This is a genomic window from Gordonia sp. NPDC003585 (assembly GCF_040610755.1).
In the GTDB taxonomy this organism is placed as follows: domain Bacteria; phylum Actinomycetota; class Actinomycetes; order Mycobacteriales; family Mycobacteriaceae; genus Gordonia.
This window is the reverse complement of record NZ_JBEXMX010000062.1, coordinates 1-16,033: the sequence shown is the minus strand read 5'-3', so window position 1 is coordinate 16,033 and position 16,033 is coordinate 1. Positions and strand designations below refer to the sequence as shown.

At 67.7% G+C, this 16,033-nt stretch carries 16 protein-coding genes; 3 read left to right on the top strand and 13 right to left on the bottom strand.

The features are described 5' to 3' along the window. Positions 1 to 40 precede the first annotated feature (40 nt). Positions 41 to 1,627 carry a FadD3 family acyl-CoA ligase gene (locus ABZW74_RS16830; RefSeq protein ID WP_240861161.1) on the top strand — a complete coding sequence of 529 codons (1,587 nt, stop codon included), beginning with the start codon at positions 41 to 43 and terminating at the stop codon, positions 1,625 to 1,627. On the opposite strand, the gene ABZW74_RS16825 is transcribed toward ABZW74_RS16830, so the two are convergent. Beyond that, a complete protein-coding gene (locus tag ABZW74_RS16825) occupies positions 1,620 to 2,735 on the bottom strand; it encodes a DUF2235 domain-containing protein (RefSeq protein ID WP_355277705.1) in 1,116 nt (371 codons plus the stop codon). The two genes, ABZW74_RS16830 and ABZW74_RS16825, sit on opposite strands and share 8 nt — an antisense overlap. A gap of 114 nt (positions 2,736 to 2,849) precedes the next feature. Between ABZW74_RS16825 and ABZW74_RS16820 the strand changes: the two genes are divergently transcribed. Continuing rightward, a complete protein-coding gene (locus ABZW74_RS16820) occupies positions 2,850 to 4,292 on the top strand; it encodes an AAA family ATPase (RefSeq protein ID WP_355277742.1) in 1,443 nt (480 codons plus the stop codon). On the opposite strand, the gene lysS is transcribed toward ABZW74_RS16820, so the two are convergent. The 6 genes from lysS to ABZW74_RS16790 all read right to left on the bottom strand — a co-directional run bounded on the left by lysS (position 4,273) and on the right by ABZW74_RS16790 (position 10,096). Further along, positions 4,273 to 5,799: a lysine--tRNA ligase gene (gene lysS, locus ABZW74_RS16815; protein ID WP_240861157.1), complete on the bottom strand. Its 1,527-nt coding sequence runs from the start codon at positions 5,797 to 5,799 to the stop codon at positions 4,273 to 4,275. The genes ABZW74_RS16820 and lysS overlap by 20 nt on opposite strands. 54 nt (positions 5,800 to 5,853) lie before the next feature. Beyond that, complete coding sequence (locus ABZW74_RS16810) at positions 5,854 to 6,303, bottom strand: rhodanese-like domain-containing protein (RefSeq protein ID WP_240861156.1); 450 nt, start codon at positions 6,301 to 6,303, stop codon at positions 5,854 to 5,856. Between the two features lie 652 nt (positions 6,304 to 6,955). Then, the gene (locus ABZW74_RS16805; RefSeq protein ID WP_240861154.1) at positions 6,956 to 7,759 is read right to left on the bottom strand and encodes a type III pantothenate kinase; all 804 of its coding nucleotides are present in this window, start codon (positions 7,757 to 7,759) and stop codon (positions 6,956 to 6,958) included. A gap of 14 nt (positions 7,760 to 7,773) precedes the next feature. Next, entirely contained in the window at positions 7,774 to 8,208 is a 435-nt protein-coding gene (gene panD, locus ABZW74_RS16800; RefSeq protein ID WP_240861152.1) for an aspartate 1-decarboxylase, read from the bottom strand. A 2-nt stretch (positions 8,209 to 8,210) separates the two neighbouring features. Continuing rightward, positions 8,211 to 9,125 carry a pantoate--beta-alanine ligase gene (gene panC / locus ABZW74_RS16795; protein WP_240861150.1) on the bottom strand — a complete coding sequence of 305 codons (915 nt, stop codon included), beginning with the start codon at positions 9,123 to 9,125 and terminating at the stop codon, positions 8,211 to 8,213. Next, a complete protein-coding gene (locus tag ABZW74_RS16790; RefSeq protein ID WP_240861249.1) occupies positions 9,122 to 10,096 on the bottom strand; it encodes a DUF2520 domain-containing protein in 975 nt (324 codons plus the stop codon). Before ABZW74_RS16790 ends, panC begins: the two co-directional genes overlap by 4 nt. A 281-nt stretch (positions 10,097 to 10,377) precedes the next feature. On the opposite strand from ABZW74_RS16790, the gene ABZW74_RS16785 reads away from it, so the two are divergent. Continuing rightward, positions 10,378 to 11,742, top strand: a complete 1,365-nt coding sequence (locus ABZW74_RS16785) for a serine/threonine-protein kinase (protein WP_355277700.1) — start codon at positions 10,378 to 10,380, stop codon at positions 11,740 to 11,742. A gap of 187 nt (positions 11,743 to 11,929) precedes the next feature. Here the strand turns inward: ABZW74_RS16785 and ABZW74_RS16780 are convergent, their stop codons facing one another. From ABZW74_RS16780 to ABZW74_RS16755, 6 genes are all read right to left on the bottom strand, one after another. Next, positions 11,930 to 12,682, bottom strand: coding sequence for a hypothetical protein (locus tag ABZW74_RS16780; protein ID WP_355277697.1), 753 nt, complete (start codon positions 12,680 to 12,682; stop codon positions 11,930 to 11,932). A 70-nt stretch (positions 12,683 to 12,752) separates the two neighbouring features. Beyond that, the gene (locus ABZW74_RS16775; protein ID WP_355277695.1) at positions 12,753 to 13,973 is read right to left on the bottom strand and encodes a DUF6779 domain-containing protein; all 1,221 of its coding nucleotides are present in this window, start codon (positions 13,971 to 13,973) and stop codon (positions 12,753 to 12,755) included. Between the two features lie 69 nt (positions 13,974 to 14,042). After that, positions 14,043 to 14,564: a DUF3180 domain-containing protein gene (locus ABZW74_RS16770; protein ID WP_355277692.1), complete on the bottom strand. Its 522-nt coding sequence runs from the start codon at positions 14,562 to 14,564 to the stop codon at positions 14,043 to 14,045. Continuing rightward, positions 14,561 to 15,124 (bottom strand): 2-amino-4-hydroxy-6-hydroxymethyldihydropteridine diphosphokinase, encoded by a 564-nt coding sequence (gene folK, locus ABZW74_RS16765; RefSeq protein ID WP_240859248.1) that lies wholly within the window; start codon positions 15,122 to 15,124, stop codon positions 14,561 to 14,563. Before folK ends, ABZW74_RS16770 begins: the two co-directional genes overlap by 4 nt. Further along, a complete protein-coding gene (folB, locus tag ABZW74_RS16760; protein WP_240859255.1) occupies positions 15,121 to 15,498 on the bottom strand; it encodes a dihydroneopterin aldolase in 378 nt (125 codons plus the stop codon). The genes folK and folB overlap by 4 nt, the downstream gene beginning before the upstream one ends. Continuing rightward, a partial coding sequence (locus ABZW74_RS16755; protein WP_355277689.1) for a dihydropteroate synthase occupies positions 15,491 to 16,033 on the bottom strand: 543 nt, incomplete at its 5' end. The genes folB and ABZW74_RS16755, both read right to left, overlap by 8 nt.

The following is a 16,033-nucleotide window of genomic DNA, read 5'->3' as shown; positions in this document are numbered from 1 at the left end:
AAGCAAGTGCTAGGTTGGGGCTGGTGCTAGGTTAAGGACCATGGAGCAGCCCTCGTCGACGCCCGCCGCGAGCTACCCGCAGACCACACCGGCCGCGCTGCATCGCGCCGCCGCCACCTGGCCCGACCGTATCGCCATCATCGACGGCCAGTGGCATCCCTCGACACATCCACACCTGGAATTGACGTGGGCGCAATTCCACGGCGTCGTCCGCGCATTCGCCGGTTCCCTGGTTGCGTCCGGCATCGAGCCCGGTGACCGGGTGGCGATCTGGGCGCCCAACAGCTTCCACTGGCCGATCGCCGCGCTCGGCTCGCACTACGCGGGCGCCACCCTGGTGCCGCTCAACACGCGCTACACCGTCGGGGAGGCCATCGAGATCATCGAGCGGTCGGCCGCTCGCGCGGTGATCGTGTCGGGCGAATTCCTCGGCTCCGACCATCTCGCCGAACTGCTGGCCGATCATGCCGATGCGATGCCCGACGTGATCATCCAGGTACCGCTCGCGCCCAAGGCCGTGCCACCCGAGCCGGCCACGTCGTGGCACGACTTCCTCGAACGTGGCACTGCGGAGTCGCTCACCGAGGCCGATCGTCGGGCCGACGCGGTGTGCCCCGACGATCTCTCCGACATCCTGTTCACCTCCGGAACCACCGGAAAGTCCAAGGGCGTCATGGCAACCCATCGTCAGACGCTGGCCGGGTCGCATGCGTGGGGCGCCAATGGCAGCCTGCATCCCGGCGATCGCTACCTGATGGTGAACCCCTACTTCCACACCTTCGGCTACAAGGCCGGCATCCTGCCGTGCGTCCTGTTCGGTGTGACGATGCTGCCGCTCGCGGTGTACTCACCCACCGCCGCGATGAAACTGGTCGACGACGAGCGCGCCACCATCTTCCCCGGCGCTCCCACCATCTTCCAGACCATCCTCGACGCCGTTGACCGCGATGGCTTCAACCTGTCGACCCTGCGACTCGTTGTCACCGGTGCCGCGATCGTGCCGGTGGTGCTCATCGAACGCATCCAGCGCGATCTCGGCGTCGACACCGTCGTCACCGCCTACGGCCTCACCGAATGCAGCGGCTTCGTGTCGACCTGCACGCCCGACGACGATGACGAGACCGTCGCCAACACCTGCGGACGCGCGTTCGCGGGTATGGAGATCATGCTCTCCGAGCAGGGCGAGGTGCTCGCCCGCGGCGACATGGTCATGGTCGGCTACCTCGACAACGAGGAGGCCACCGCGGAGACGATAGACGCCGACGGCTGGCTGCACACCGGCGACATCGGAACCATCGACGCCGGCGGCAATCTCAAGATCACCGACCGGCTGAAAGACATGTACATCTGCGGCGGCTTCAACGTCTACCCCGCCGAGATCGAGCAGACCCTCGCGCGGCTCGACGGTGTCACCGAATCGGCCGTCGTCGGGGTGCCCGACGAGCGGCTCGGCGAGGTCGGGCGCGCCTACCTCACCATCCGCAACGACGCCGGACTCGACGAGGACGCCGTGATCGCCTATGCGCGTGAGCATCTGGCGAACTTCAAGGTGCCGCGATCGGTGGTGTTCGTCGAGGCGTTCCCGCGCAACGCGGCCGGCAAGATCCTCAAGCGGGAGCTTACGTAAGCCGCTGCAGATCCGGCGCACGGTCCGGTCGGTAGGGCTTGCCCGCGTTGCCGTGGTCGATCCATTCATCCACGGTCGGATGGACGAGGTCGCCGGGTAGCGGACGACGAGATCGCCACCCGCCGGCCAGGATCCATGTGCGCCCGTTGGGGTGCAGCCAACCTTCGGTGGCATGCCCGGCCGGCAGCCCGGTGGAAAACGGCACCGACAGTAGTGACGAGTACTTCTGCTTGCTGAGGGCCAAACCTGCCTCGTGTGCCTCGCGCAGCATCCAGTCGCAGGCGACGTCGGACGCGTGGTGGTCGTCGTCGTACTGGCCGCCGACATCGCTGTGCACGCCAGGGAACCAGACCTCGAGGTGCCGGCCGTCAGACTCTTTGACTGTCGTCGCGTCGAACCGGTAGCAGCCGTACGGGCGTCGACGTTCGTCGAGCGCCATGGCATGACGGGCGATGTTGACGTTGGCGATCTTCGCGGTGTACGGCCAGCGCGCCTCTTCGAATCCTGCCCGGACATTCAACGCACCAACGGATTTGACCGTGTCCCAGACACCGAGGAAATGCACTTGCTTGGTTGACGTGTCGAAGGTGCTCGGAAAGTCCGGGTTCCCGAACCTGTTTCGGAACTTGTTGCGCGGCTTGAAGTATTCCTCGGTTCCGGCGTTGCCACTGTTCTGCGCATACAGCTTGACGGCATAGGGCGTGAGGTTCTCGGCACCTGGTCGGAGCAAACCGATCGTATTCAGCATCCCGGTGAGCGCCCGCGCGGTGTACGCGCCGCGGGAGAACCCGAACACGAAGATGCGGTCACCTTTTCGGTAGTTGTTGGCGAGGAAGTTGTAGGCCTCTTCGAGGTTGTCCTTGACGCCGTAGCCGGCGACGAGTCCCCATCCCCGCGTGAGCGCCTTGCCCACCTTGGTGACCGCGCCACGTGCGCCCATCGTTCCGACTCCCGGGTCGTAATAGGCCAGCTGCGCGTCGTTCTTCACGCAGACGTCGAAGAGTCGGGCGACGTTGGTGCTGCCCTGCTCGGGCTCATTCTTGGTGCCGTCGAGGCAGACGACGAGGTTGCGTCCGGCGCCGTTCTGCTGCTGCGGTGTCGCGGGCATCCCCGGAGTCTATAGACGACACTCGATCAGGACAGCCACCGCCACCTGTGGTGTGCTGTTCGGGTGACACGAACTGCCGCAGACGACGCCGTCGAACTGCTGACTGCTGCCGGCATGCTTGACCCGGACGCCGACACCACCCGCATCGACACCCACGGCGCGACCGTCCTGCTCAACGGCGACCGGGCGTGGAAACTCAAGCGGCCGGTTCGCTTGCGCTACTTCGACTTCTCCACCCCCGATCGTCGTCACGATGCGCTCGCCGCCGAACTGGAGCTCAACCGACGCACCGCGCCCGGCATCTACCGTGGACTGCACGCTATCCGGCGGACCGACGACGGATCGGTTTCCCTAGACGGAGAAGGCGACACCGTCGACTGGGTACTCGAGATGACCCGCTTCGCCGACGACGCACTCCTCGTCTGTAAGGCCGAGAACGGCGGGCTCGACGACGCATTGTTGCAACGTCTGGCCGAACGGGTCGTCGACCTGCACGACGATGCCGAGGTGTGCGACGACCCGCACGGCGCGGCGCGGCTCCAGAACGTGGTCGACGGCAATCTGGCGAGCATGGCTGCCTTTCCGGACATCATCGAGCCGGATCAGGCCCAGCGTCTCACCGACCGGCTGACGGAGATGATCGCCTCGCACGCCGACCTCCTCGACGCCCGCGCCACTGCGGGCCGGGTGCGACGCGGACACGGTGACCTGCACCTGGGCAACATCGCCGTCGTCGACGGTGAGCCGATCCCGTTCGACTGCCTGGAGTTCGACGCCGAGCTGGCCACCACAGACGTGCTCTACGACATCGGCTTTCTCGTCATGGACCTGTGGGCGCGCGGGCTCCACCACGAGGCGAACGTGGTGATCAACGCCTACCTCGACCTCTCCCCCGCCGACGAGGACGGCTACGCGCTCATGCCGCTCATCCTCGGCATCCGCGCCACCGTCCGAGCGCATGTCGCGGCGGCCGAGGGTGCGCTCGAGCGTGCGCATCATTATCTCTCTCTCGCAATCGGTTTCACCGAGCCCGAGTCGCGGAGGCTGGTGGCCATCGGGGGCGGATCGGGCACCGGGAAGTCGACCATCGCACGAGCCGTCGGCGGCGACTTGGCGCCCGCTCCCGGCGCACGCATCCTGCGCACCGATGTCCTGCGCAAACGACTGGCCGGAGTGGCGATCACCGCACCGCTCCCCCGCTCGGCCTACACCGACGAGGCACGCGCGAAGGTCTACACCGAGTTGTACCGGCTCGCCGAGGCCGGCCTGCGAGATGGCATGAGCGTCATCGCCGACGCGGTGTTCGGTCGGCGAACCCAATCGACGACGATCGCGGACATCAGTGTCCACTTCGCCGGAATCTGGCTGGAAATCGATGAGCAGGAACGTATCTCACGCATCGAGCACCGTCGGCCGGATGCGTCGGACGCGAACGCCGACGTCGCCCGACGGCAGACTCAGACGTTGGAGAAGCCCGATGAACGGTGGTCTCGCGTCGTAGCGGATGACGCTGCCGTCCAACGGGTTCGGCAGCTACTCAGTCGCGGATGGGCTTGACCAGCGGGAACAGGATGGTTTCGCGGATACCGAGGCCGGTCAGCGCCATCAGCAGGCGGTCGATGCCCATGCCGGTGCCGGCGGTCGGCGGCATGCCATGTTCCATGGCGGCGAGGAATTCTTCGTCGAGCACCATGGCCTCGTCGTCGCCCGCGGCAGCCAGACGGGCCTGGTCGACGAAGCGCTCACGCTGGATGACCGGATCGACGAGTTCCGAATAGCCGGTGGCCAATTCGAAGCCGCGGACGTACAGGTCCCACTTCTCGACGACGCCCGGGATGGTGCGGTGCGCCCGGACCAGCGGCGAGGTCTCGACCGGGAAGTCCCGCACGAACACCGGGGCGTCGAGCTTGTCCCCGACCATGTGCTCCCAGAGTTCCTCGACCAGCTTGCCGTGGCCGTAGCCCTTGTCCTTCGGGATCTCCAGTCCCACACGGGAAGCGATGGCCAGCAACTCGTCGACGGTCGTGCCGCCGCTGTCACTCAGGGGAATGATCTCCTGGCCCAACGCCTCCGACAGCGACGGATACATCGAGAGCGATGTCCACTCGCCGGACAGGTCGTAGGTGGACCCGTCGGGCATGGTCGGGGTCAGTGTGCCGAGCGCGCCCTGGCAAACCTCTTGGACGAGTTCCCGAGTCATCACCGCGGCGTCGTCGTAGGTGCCGTAGGCCTGGTAGGTCTCGAGCATCGCGAATTCGGGCGAGTGCGTGGAGTCGGCACCCTCGTTGCGGAAGTTGCGGTTGATCTCGAAGACGCGCTCGATACCACCGACGACGCATCGCTTGAGAAACAGCTCCGGCGCGATCCGCAGGAACAGATCCATGTCAAAGGCGTTGGAGTGCGTCACGAATGGGCGTGCCGCTGCGCCACCGTGCAGGGTTTGCAGCATCGGCGTCTCGACCTCGAGAAACCCTCGCGCGTCGAGTGCCTTGCGGAGTTCGGCGATCACCGAGATGCGGGTGCGCGCCATCTGTCGCGCCTCGGGGCGCATGATGAGGTCGACGTAGCGCTGGCGGACGCGGGTCTCCTCGTTCATGTCCTTGTGCGCGACCGGCAACGGCCGCAGCGACTTCGACGCCATCTCCCAGCTGTCGGCCATCACCGACAGCTCGCCGGTGCGCGAACTGATCACCTCGCCGTGCACGAAGACGATGTCGCCCAGGTCGGTCTCGGCCTTCCACCGCGCCAACGACTCCTCCCCGACGCCGTTGAACGAGATCATCGCCTGCAGTTGCGTGCCGTCGCCCTCCTGCAAGGTTGCGAAACAGAGCTTGCCCTTGTTGCGTAGAAAGATGATGCGCCCGGCCACCCCGACGATCTCGCCGGTCTCGGTACCGGCCTCGAGATCGGGGTAGTTGGCGCGGATCTCCGACAGCGCATGCGTGCGCGCGATCGACACCGGGTACGCCTCACGGCCGTCGGCGAGAATCCGTTCCCGCTTCTCGCGGCGGATTCGCAGCTGTTCCGGGGTCTGGTCGTCGGTGCTGGTCGCGCTGTCACTCACGCTGTGCACACTATCGGGGCCGGTCACCGACTCCCAAACTCGTATCAGCGGGGCTCAGTTGTCGTGCGATGAGATGACGGCGAGTTCGTCGGCACGGATGCGGCCGTTCACGCCCGCCCGACGCAGACGACGATGACCGCCGACCACGAAGACGGCACCGTGCACGCCGCGGGCCTGCAGATGCCACGCCAGCCATTCGGCCTCGTGGCCGTCCTCGCTGACCAGAATCCAGCGGGCATCGGCGGTCGCCGATCGCAATGCGCCGGATGCACCGGGCGTGAGGCGTTCGAGCACCTCGACGGCCTCGATGGCGAGCGCGCCGAACAGAGCACCGTCGGCCTGGCGGCGGCGGTGTCCGCGCACGTCAACGGGGGTTGCGCCACCTGCGACAGCGGCAGCGTAGTCGCTGACCTGCAGCGACAGCGGAACGGAGTCGGTCGGGGCGGCGACCCGGACTGGAACGACACTGACAGGAATGGGGGTATCGACAACCGAAGCGGTCATGGTGAGGAATCCTCGAAGTGATCTGAAATTGAGCGGGGAGCGCGAAGGAGGGCGGCCGCAGATGCGGACTCAGCCCTGACAACACTCCTGACAGCTCTTGATCACGGCAGGAATCGTGCCACAGATGCCCCGGGATGGCCAGGGGTCCCGCCTGCTGGTTGACGAGTTCGGTGATCGACCCCGCTGAGCTGGGAAATGCGCGAGCGTCGTGCCCGCAAAATCTAGGGGAAGAAGTTTCTTCCCCGAGGTTCACAGTCGTCCCCTACAAATTTCTGGGGGAAGACACCAAGGGTCGGGGACGAAGTTTCTTCCCCGACTTTTTGTGGGCGCATGTTCCTGGCGTCGCCTTCGGCGGAACGCGACGACCGACAAGCGGTGACTGAGATCGGGCCCGTCAGCGTCCGCTTCCGGGACATTCCCGGAGGACCACCCTCGGGGGCCCGATCTTGGCCACCGGCCCGACCCACTTTTCTGCCTCCACGATCGCCGACGCCGTCGGCGGGCGGATCGCTGATCGCCGTAGTCCTCGCTGTCACCAATGCTGTTGTCTCGCCTGCCCTTCGAGGCTCGTCATCGCGCCTCGAGCACCTCAGCGAGCGGAGGGGTGCTCGCCAGCGGGGGCGCCACAGGGAGCGACTGGCAGCGACGTTGGTCAGCGAGCGCGGCGCGGTCCGGCCTTCGAGCGTTCGTGGACCAGCCGCAGCCCTTCGAGGGTGAGGTGGGTGTGGTGGTCGGTGAGCGAGCGGCATTCGTCGAACATCAGTGGCGCGAGATAGCCGGTGGCAACCACCGGGACGTCGTCGTCGCCGAAACCGTCGACGGTGTCCCGCACGCGTTCGACCAGGCCGTCGACCTGGCCGGCGAACCCGTACAGGATGCCCGACTGGAGTGCCTCGACGGTGTTCTTGCCGAGCACACTGCGGGGTGGCATCAGCTCCACCTTGCGCACGGTCACGGTGTGCTCGGAGAGCGCCTCGACCGCCAGGTTCACACCCGGCGCGATGGCTCCGCCAAGGAACTCGCCCTTCTCCGACACGGCGTCGACGACGGTCGCGGTACCAAAAGCGACCACGATGCACGGACCACCGAACTCATGGTGCGCGGCAAGGCAGTTGGCGACACGGTCGGTGCCGACCTCCTTGGGATTGTCCACGAGTAGGGGCACACCGGTGCGGACACCCGGTTCGAGCAGGACGTGCGGCCCGGATCCGAAGTAGCGGGGCACCATCACGCGCAGTTCCCGCAGCAGTGACGGCACGGTGGACAGTGCCGCAACACCGGTCACCTGCTCGATGTCGGGGCCGAGCATTCCCCGGAACGCCCAGGCGAGTTCGTCGGCGGTGTAGTGGGGGTCGGTGTGGATTCGCCAGTCCCGCACGAGTTTCGCGTGGTCACCGACGCCCGCGAAGACGCCCAGGTGGATGTTGGTGTTCCCGACGTCGACGGTCAGCAGCATGTGACGGCCGGCGATCAGGCGTCGACGAAGGCGTGGTTGTCGGCGTGCCGGGGGTCGAGCAGACCCGACCCCTCGGGGGCGCGCGCCGGATCGGTGCCGGACTCCTGGACGCGGTTGTGATCGTCGACGAACACGACGTGCGGCGCGTACTCGCGCACTTCCTGCTCGTTGAGAATGCCGTAGGCGATGATGATCACCAGGTCGCCCGGGTGGACCAGATGCGCTGCGGCACCGTTGATCCCGATGACACCGGAACCGCGCTCACCGGCGATCGCGTAGGTTTCGAGCCGGGCACCGTTGGTGATGTCGACGATGGTCACCTGCTCGCCTTCGAGCAGGTCGGCCGCGTCGAGCAGGTCGGCGTCGATGGTCACCGACCCCACGTAGTGCAGGTCGGCCTGGGTCACGATGGCCCGGTGGATTTTCGACGTCATCATGGTGCGAAGCATCGTCAGTGTCCCTCTGTTGTGGCTGGAGCTGTTGGGGTGGGGTCTGTTTCGGGGTAGCCGCCGATCATGACGCCCACGTTGTCGATCAGGCGTGCCGGCCCGAGCCGTGCGGCGACGAGGAGTCGGCCCTGCCCGGCACTCGGCGGTTCTTCGAGCTGACGTCCGCGCAGCGCGAGGTACTCGACGGCGATGTCCGGCGCGGTGTCCAGAACCGATTGTGCGGCAGCCAGAATCGCGTCCTGGCCACCGGGCGCGGCATGGGCGCCGGCGACGAGAGCGGCGGAGAGCGTGGTGGCCAGCTCGCGCTGTGCGGGGTCGAGGTAGCGGTTGCGTGACGACATGGCCAGGCCGTCGGACTCGCGCACCGTCGGGACGCCCACGATCTCGACGTCAAGGTTCAGGTCGGCGGCCATCTGGGTGATGAGAACCAGCTGCTGGTAATCCTTTTCGCCGAAGTAGGCGGCGTGCGGGCCGACGATGTTGAGCAGCTTGAGCACCACGGTGAGCATCCCGGCGAAATGGGTGGGGCGCGAGATCCCGTCCAGGACTTCGCCAACCGGCCCGGGACGCACCATGGTGCGCTGACCGTTGGGGTACATCGCGGCGGCAGTCGGAGCGAACACGAGCTCGACGCCGAGCGGCTCGAGGAGTGCGCGGTCGGCGTCGAAGGTGCGTGGATAGGCGTCCAGATCTTCGTTGACCCCGAATTGCAGCGGGTTGACGAAGATCGACACCACCACCACCGCATTGCCTTTGGCCTTGGCGGCACGCACCAACTGCAGATGTCCGGCATGGAGGGCGCCCATGGTGGGCACCAGCACGACTCGCTTGCCCGCCGAGCGCAGCGCCCGTGTGACGCGTCGTAATTCGGCCGGATCGCGGTGCACGGTGAGCTGTCCCGGCGTGTAGCCCGTCATCGTGCCTCCTCCAGGACGTCGAGCAGATCCGACGGTGCGTCGGTGTATGTCGCCGCGCGGCGCGCCAGGGTGCGGTACGCCTCCGCCAGACCATCACGACCGGATCCGCCGGAGATCGCGCGGACGGCGTCGAGATGGCCGGCGACGGCGTGCGCGTCACCGCGCGCGACCGGGCCGGTGAGCGCCGACGGTCCGAGTTCGAGGACGTTCTGCAACGACGCGGTGACCAGCGGCCCGAGGATGCGTTCGGCCAGCAGCACCGCGTTGCCGTCGATGGTCGCGGTCTCGCGCCCGGATTTGTCGATGGCGGCGTTGAGGATCGCGACGGCGTCGGAGATGAGCGCGACCAGATGATTGGCCCCGTGCGCGAGTGCCGCGTGATACAGCGTGCGGTCGTCTTCGGCGATCCGGACGGGTTCACCGCCCATCTCGAGCACCAGCGAGCTGACGATTGCCGCGCCGACCTCGTCGGCAGCTGTCACCCCGAAGCAGGCATGCGCCAGACGAGTGGTGTCCTCCTCGGTACCGACGAAGGTCATCGCCGGATGCAGTGCCATCGGCACCGCTCCGAGGGCGGTGAGTGGTTCGAGGATGATGACGCCATGCGCCCCGGCGGTGTGCGCGACCAGCGTGCCAGGGCGCAGTGCACCAGTGGCGGCGATGTCGTCGATGACCCGGGTCAGAGCCGCGTCGGGCACGCTGATCAGCAAGAACTCCGATCGGGCGACGACGGCGGCGAGATCGAGGATCTCGGACTCGGGAAGCCTACGACGCGCGCGGGCGCGAGAATCAGCCGAGCGCGCGACCACCCCGCCGACGATGTGACCGGCCTTCTCCAACGCCTCGCCGAGTGCGGTGCCGACACGACCCGCGGACACGATGCCGACGGTCAGCCGAGCGGGGGCGGGGAGGTTGGAAACGCCAGGAAGATCTGCGGACGCACGGCTGCCGGGTCGCCGGCCCGACGACATGGGCCCCGACGGCATGGGCATATCACCGCTCGGTGAGGTCACCGCTGTCCTCCAAAAAGTTCGTTCCAGTCCCGGCAGTAGGCGCGGGTACCAGACGTTGCAGTCCAAGGGTAGGTGGTGGCGTGCCGCCGTGGCCATTTCCTGTGACGCGGCTCACCGCGCAAGTGTCGTCTGACACCGGTCCAGGGGGTCGTTCGACCGATCGGCAGGCCTCGTGACCTGCGCAAAACCGGCGTACTCTGAGGTTCGCGCCGTCGGTGCGCACCATCGTGGAGGTCCCTATGAGCCTCACCCAGGGCACAGAGTTCGCCGGGTACACGATCGTGCGCAAGATCGGTGCGGGTGGCATGGGTGAGGTCTACCTCGCGCAGCATCCCCGGCTCCCCCGACGCGACGTGATCAAGGTCCTCAGCGAGCACTTCACCGACGACGCGATGTTCCGTGCGCGCTTCGTCCGGGAGGCCGAGCTCGCCGCGCGACTCGACCACCCGTCGATCGTCAACGTCTACGACCGCGGCGAATCCGACGGCCGGCTCTGGATCGCCATGCAGTACGTGCCCGGCACCGACGCGGCCGCGCTCGTCGAACGGTCGCCGAACGGACTCGGCGTGGAGAATGTGGCCTCGGTGGCCGACGCGATCGGCGGCGCCCTCGACCACGCTCACCGGCACGGTCTGCTGCACCGCGATGTGAAGCCGGCCAACATCCTCGTCAGCAGCGTCGACGACGAGCCAGCTGAACGACGAATCCGGTTGGCGGACTTCGGAATAGCCCGCCAAAACGACGTCGGAACCGCTCTCACGTCGGCGAATGCCGTGATCGGGTCGTACCCGTACTCGTCACCCGAGCAACTGTCGGGCGAGGCGCTCGACCGCCGCAGCGACGTGTACTCACTGGCCTGCACCGTCTACGAACTGCTCGCCGGGACACCGCCATTCATGGCACGCAGCCCGGCCGTGTTCATCCACCATCACCTCAACGAACGCCCACCACCGATCACCGATCGTCGCCCCGACCTCGACCCGGCCATCGACGACGCCGTCCAGCACGGCCTGGCCAAGAATCCCGCCGACCGCCCAGCCACCGCCGGCGCGTTCGCAGCCGAATTCCGCGCTGCCTGTGCCGTCCGGACCGCGAGCACCGCGCGGGTCCCAGTGCCCGACACCCTCCGCATCCGCGCAGCGGCACCAGCACCGACCCGACCGCCGCAACCGCATCCCGGCCACCAACCGCGGACCACCCGCAGTGCCGGATTCCGTCCGGCGCCGCCCCCCGTGACACCGCCGCCACCCTCCTACGAGTCGACGATGCGGGCATCGTTCGACCGGCACACCCCGCACTACGACGACCCCACCATCCGGCACGCGACACCGCACGTCGTGGCTCCCCCGACCGGATTCCAGCCCGACGCGTCGGCCGCCACCAAGGCACTGGCGTGCGGCATCCTCGCGATCCCGCTCAGCGTCGTCGCGGGCATCGGCGTTCCGGTGGGTGTGCTGGGTTTGCACCTCGCCGGACGGTCGCGCCGGTTGTCGGGCGGTCTCCCACCGGCCGCAAGGCTCGCTCAGACCCTCAACCTGCTGGCCATCATCATCGGCGTCGCCTGCGTCGCGTTCGCCATCGGATACGCGCTGACCCTGCACTGATCCCTGCCGCCCACCATCTCCCGGCGCCGGCTGAGGAACCCCCTCCCCGCCGGCTGAGGTGCTCGAGGCGCCAGCCGAGAGCCTCGAAGCCCCTGGTGAGAGGACATTGTCGGCTCACCACGACCCTTCGAGGCTCGCAGGCTCGCACCTCAGGGAGCGGTAGGAACCTCAGGGAGCGGCACGAACCTCAGGCGGCGGACGGTGCAGACGCTGTACCCCGCGAGACGATCGCCCCGAACCCGGCGTCGATCGCCCAGAGCAAAAGGATTCCGGCGATGAGGTCGGCGACGTCGCCGAAGGTTTGACGGGTGATCGGCCAGAACGGCGGGTTCGCTGCGCTCTGGATTCCGTCGGCCGTGCGCTCGAGGACGACGTCGGTCGGATTGGGGAACCATTCCGGATGCCGGCTCGCGTTGACCGCGAGCACCGCGATGATCGGCACCCCGAGCAGCCACCATGGATGTCTGCGTCGGGCGATCGACCACGCGACAATCATCAGCGCGACGAAGATCGCCGCATGCTTGGCCGCATCGATCACGAGGTTGTCCTGCGCCGAGAGGAGCAGCGGCACCTGACCACCCCAGAACCCGATCGCTCCGACCGCCGCGATGGGCGCCGCAATCACCGCCCGGCGGGGACTGCGCGCCCACCACACGATGACCGCGACGAAGTACACCACGATGATCGCCGTCAGCGCCCAACGCAGAATCAGACTCGCGTTGGGGCCGTCGGCGTTGAACGCCGCGACGCGGGCGGGACCGCTTTCGCCATGGTGCGGGTCAAATTGGTAGAGCCACAACGACATCGGCCACCAGGCGACGATCGGCACGAACAGTGCGGCACTCACCAGACACTGCTGCCACGCGGCGCCGCGCTCACCGAGGCGAGGACAGTGATCCTCGCCTACGACCGCACTCTGGGCGTATGTCGCCGCCGTCATGGAAGCAGTCTAATGCCGTCTCACCACGCAAAACGTCGGTTGATCCGCCGACAGACAGGCAGAACCTAAGTCAGTCGGCCCGCCGACGCCTACCGCCGCCACTCGACTCGGCTGCACGCAGCTGGCCCAACAACTCGGAGACCGGCAGACCCGCCGAGTGGGAGCTCTCGTTGTCGTCGACGTCGCGTCGACGCCGACGGCCGAAGCTCGCGGCCGGGGTGGCGTCGGGTCCGCCTTCGTGACGGCCCACCGCAGCGTCCGGAGCGACGTCGGCCGGGGCCTCCTTGGCTGCCTTCGCGACGGCCTCCCGAGCCCACTCGTCGGTGGGGGTCTCGTCGGTGAACGGTGCCGGCGGCGTGGTCCCCGGGGCAACCGGGGGTTCGGAACCGACGTAGAACCCGCCCGAGAACGGCATCGACTGTGCGGGGGTTTCGGCGGCCTGCGGTGGCTCCTCGACGACCGGCTCCGACGGAGGTTCGACGACCTCCGCGTCCGAGACCTCACCAACGGCCTCGGTGACTGAGACCTCGTCGTCCGCAACGTCCTCGAGCGGAACCTCGGTGGCGATCCGGCCGGAGAGCGGGTCATCGGTGACCACAGGGATGACCTCGGTCATCTCGTTGGGGTCGACCACCTTGTCGATGTGCCGACCGTCGTCACCGGCCGGTGCGGTGGCGGCGAAGTCACGTGCAGCGAGTGCGTCGTCGTCGGCAAATCCCGAGGAGCGACCGTAGTCGGGTGCGCCGGCACCGAAGGGTGACCCCCGAAATCCCGGGTCCCCGAATCCCGAATCCCCATAGCCCGGACCGAGACCCGACGCCAGCTCGCGCATCTTCTCGTTCGGCAGCGCCGTGCGCTGATCGGGAAGGGGCTCGCCGATGAGCATCTCCAAGCTCGAACGCAGCGCGAGGACCTGGGCCTTCAACTCGGAGAGCTCTTCGTTGGCCTCCGCGCTGACCTCGCGCCGGATGGTGGTCTCCACATCGAGTTCGTACTGTCGACGCGCGGCGATCTCGCGTTCGAGCTGCAGCTCGTAGACGAGTCGCAGGTCGCGGCTCTTGGCCTCGGCGCTCTCGGCCTGACGACGGAATTTGGTGACGAGAATGGCGCCGATGACCGCCGCCCACAGCGCGGCGATCACCGCGAGGGAACCGGGGATCGACAGCTGATCGGTGAAGACCATCAGAATGCTCGCTGCCAGCGCCAGGACGATCAGCAGCCCGAGCAACCATTGGCCCACCGACCGACCGGAACGTCGGGGCTCGGTGGAACGGCCGTTCGAGGTCGTCATGACCGAGAACTTACCGGTTGACCGGTCATTCGTCGGCCAAGCTGTTCCGGAGAGTCATGAATCTCCGATTCAGGCCGGTGGGGAATGGTCGGACGTGGGGTCGTCGGGAGCGCGGCAGCAATACTCCAACCACAGCGCGGCGACCGCGAGAAAGACGCCGCCCACCAGCCCGATGATCGCACCCGGTTTGTCGTGATCGGCGGCCGCCAGATCGTGCTGGTTGAGCAGGAAAGCGAGCAGCCCGACCCACACCCCGATCGCGATGGCCGCCAGGATCGCCGACGCCTTGGCCAGCGCGAGCACACGCGCGGCGGTCAGTGGGTGCAGTTGCCCGTTCGCCGCACCGATGTCGCGGGACGCGACGCGGGATCGCACGACGAACGCGATCACCACTTCGAGGACGGCCAGCACATACAGCACGATGCCGGCCAGCAGCGGCAGCGGCGGCAGGTCGGAGTAGTTGTAGCGCACCAGAATCCACGACGCCGCGGCGACCACCGCGGCGATGATCACCAGGTCCCGCACGCGGGTGGGACCCATCTTCGGCTCGTCGTCGTGCGGCGGGTGACCCGCAGGCAGGGGCGACGTCATGCCGAGGCCCACCCGATCGTGTCGACGCGACGAACCCCTAGCTTCTCCGAGTCGTCGAGCTGCTTCAGGAGCCCTTCGACCGGGACAACGCCGTCTGGGGTCCAGAGTGCGGCTGCCGGGTCGATCTCCAGCCACGGGATGAGCACGAACGCGCGTTGTGCGGCCCGTGGATGCGGGAGGGTCAGCACGGGGTCGTCGCTGACCACCACCCCGTCGTCATTGTCGGAGACGGTGGTGTTGTCGTCGGAGACGGTGGTGTGGTCGTCGGAGACGGTGATGACGTCGACGTCGAGGGTCCGCGGCCCCCACCGGACCTCCCGAACACGATCGGCCGCTTCTTCGAGCGCCGCGCCGCGAGCCAGCCACTGTGCCGCCGACAACGGGCCGTCGACGATCAGGGCGATGTTGTAGAAGTCGTCCTGCTCGACACCACCCCAGGGTGGGGTCGCATACACGCTCGATACCGCGACGAGTTCGTCGGCGAACCCCGACACCACACTTTCGAGGTGCGCACGCCGGTCACCCACGTTGGAGCCCGCCGACAGCACCGCGCGACTCATCGGCCGCCCATCGCCTTGCGGGAACGGCGCGTCACCACAGCGACGTCGTCGAAGGTCAACGGGATCGGCGCGGACGGTTTGTGCACGGTGACCTCGCAGGCGGCGAGTCGCTCGTCGGCCATCACCCGTTCGGCGATCTCCGCGCCGACCGTCTCGATGAGGTCGCGCGGTTCGCCCGAGACGATGTCGGCGACCGTCTGCGCCAGAACCCCGTAATCGACGGTGTCGGCGAGGTCGTCGGAAGCAGCCGCAGCGCTCAGGTCCAGCCACAGCACGACGTCGATGACGAAGTCCTGCCCGTCGCGTCGTTCGTGGTCGAAGACGCCGTGATGCCCGCGCACCCGCAGGCCACGCAACTCGATGCGGTCAGTCATGAACGCCCACCCGATCGGCGAGGTCGCCGCGCCGGCCACCGGACCGCCAGGCGTCGGCCACCGCGACCGCGTCGCGGCTGCCGGCCACGTCGTGCACCCGAACCCCCCACGCACCGTTCGCAGCAGAGAGGGCGGAGATCGACGCGGTCGCCACGTCGCGCTCCTGCGGCGGGCGGACCGCGTCACCGTCGGCCAGCAAGGTGCCGAGAAAACGCTTGCGCGACGCACCGACGAGCACCGGGAACCCCAGCCCGACGAGGGTCGGCAGCGCGTGCAGAAGAGCCCAATTGTGTTCGGCGGTTTTGGCGAACCCGAGGCCAGGGTCGAGGATGAGGCGGTCGGGGTCGACCCCTGCGGACACTGCCGCATCCACCTGGGCGAGCAGTTCGCCGCTGACCTCGGCCACCACGTCCCGATAGCCGCCGACATCGCCGATCCGATGGGTGAAGCGCCGGTCGCCGCTGTCGCCTGCCGGACGCCAGTGCATCAGAATCCACGGCACGCCGGCGTCGGCGACGACCTTGGCCATGTCGGG

What these genes read in the sequence shown, in the direction of transcription:
- ABZW74_RS16805 (WP_240861154.1), bottom strand. Translation starts at nt 7,759, where the DNA reads ATGCTGCTGACCGTCGACGTCGGGAACACCAACATCCACCTGGGCGTC.
- ABZW74_RS16820 (WP_355277742.1), top strand. Translation starts at nt 2,850, where the DNA reads ATGCTTGACCCGGACGCCGACACCACCCGCATCGACACCCACGGCGCG.
- panD (WP_240861152.1), bottom strand. Translation starts at nt 8,208, where the DNA reads ATGCTTCGCACCATGATGACGTCGAAAATCCACCGGGCCATCGTGACC.
- ABZW74_RS16785 (WP_355277700.1), top strand. Translation starts at nt 10,378, where the DNA reads ATGAGCCTCACCCAGGGCACAGAGTTCGCCGGGTACACGATCGTGCGC.
- ABZW74_RS16810 (WP_240861156.1), bottom strand. Translation starts at nt 6,303, where the DNA reads ATGACCGCTTCGGTTGTCGATACCCCCATTCCTGTCAGTGTCGTTCCA.
- ABZW74_RS16825 (WP_355277705.1), bottom strand. Translation starts at nt 2,735, where the DNA reads ATGCCCGCGACACCGCAGCAGCAGAACGGCGCCGGACGCAACCTCGTC.
- ABZW74_RS16790 (WP_240861249.1), bottom strand. Translation starts at nt 10,096, where the DNA reads ATGTCGTCGGGCCGGCGACCCGGCAGCCGTGCGTCCGCAGATCTTCCT.
- ABZW74_RS16770 (WP_355277692.1), bottom strand. Translation starts at nt 14,564, where the DNA reads ATGACGTCGCCCCTGCCTGCGGGTCACCCGCCGCACGACGACGAGCCG.
- folK (WP_240859248.1), bottom strand. Translation starts at nt 15,124, where the DNA reads ATGAGTCGCGCGGTGCTGTCGGCGGGCTCCAACGTGGGTGACCGGCGT.
- panC (WP_240861150.1), bottom strand. Translation starts at nt 9,125, where the DNA reads ATGACGGGCTACACGCCGGGACAGCTCACCGTGCACCGCGATCCGGCC.
- ABZW74_RS16830 (WP_240861161.1), top strand. Translation starts at nt 41, where the DNA reads ATGGAGCAGCCCTCGTCGACGCCCGCCGCGAGCTACCCGCAGACCACA.
- ABZW74_RS16780 (WP_355277697.1), bottom strand. Translation starts at nt 12,682, where the DNA reads ATGACGGCGGCGACATACGCCCAGAGTGCGGTCGTAGGCGAGGATCAC.
- ABZW74_RS16775 (WP_355277695.1), bottom strand. Translation starts at nt 13,973, where the DNA reads ATGACGACCTCGAACGGCCGTTCCACCGAGCCCCGACGTTCCGGTCGG.
- folB (WP_240859255.1), bottom strand. Translation starts at nt 15,498, where the DNA reads ATGACTGACCGCATCGAGTTGCGTGGCCTGCGGGTGCGCGGGCATCAC.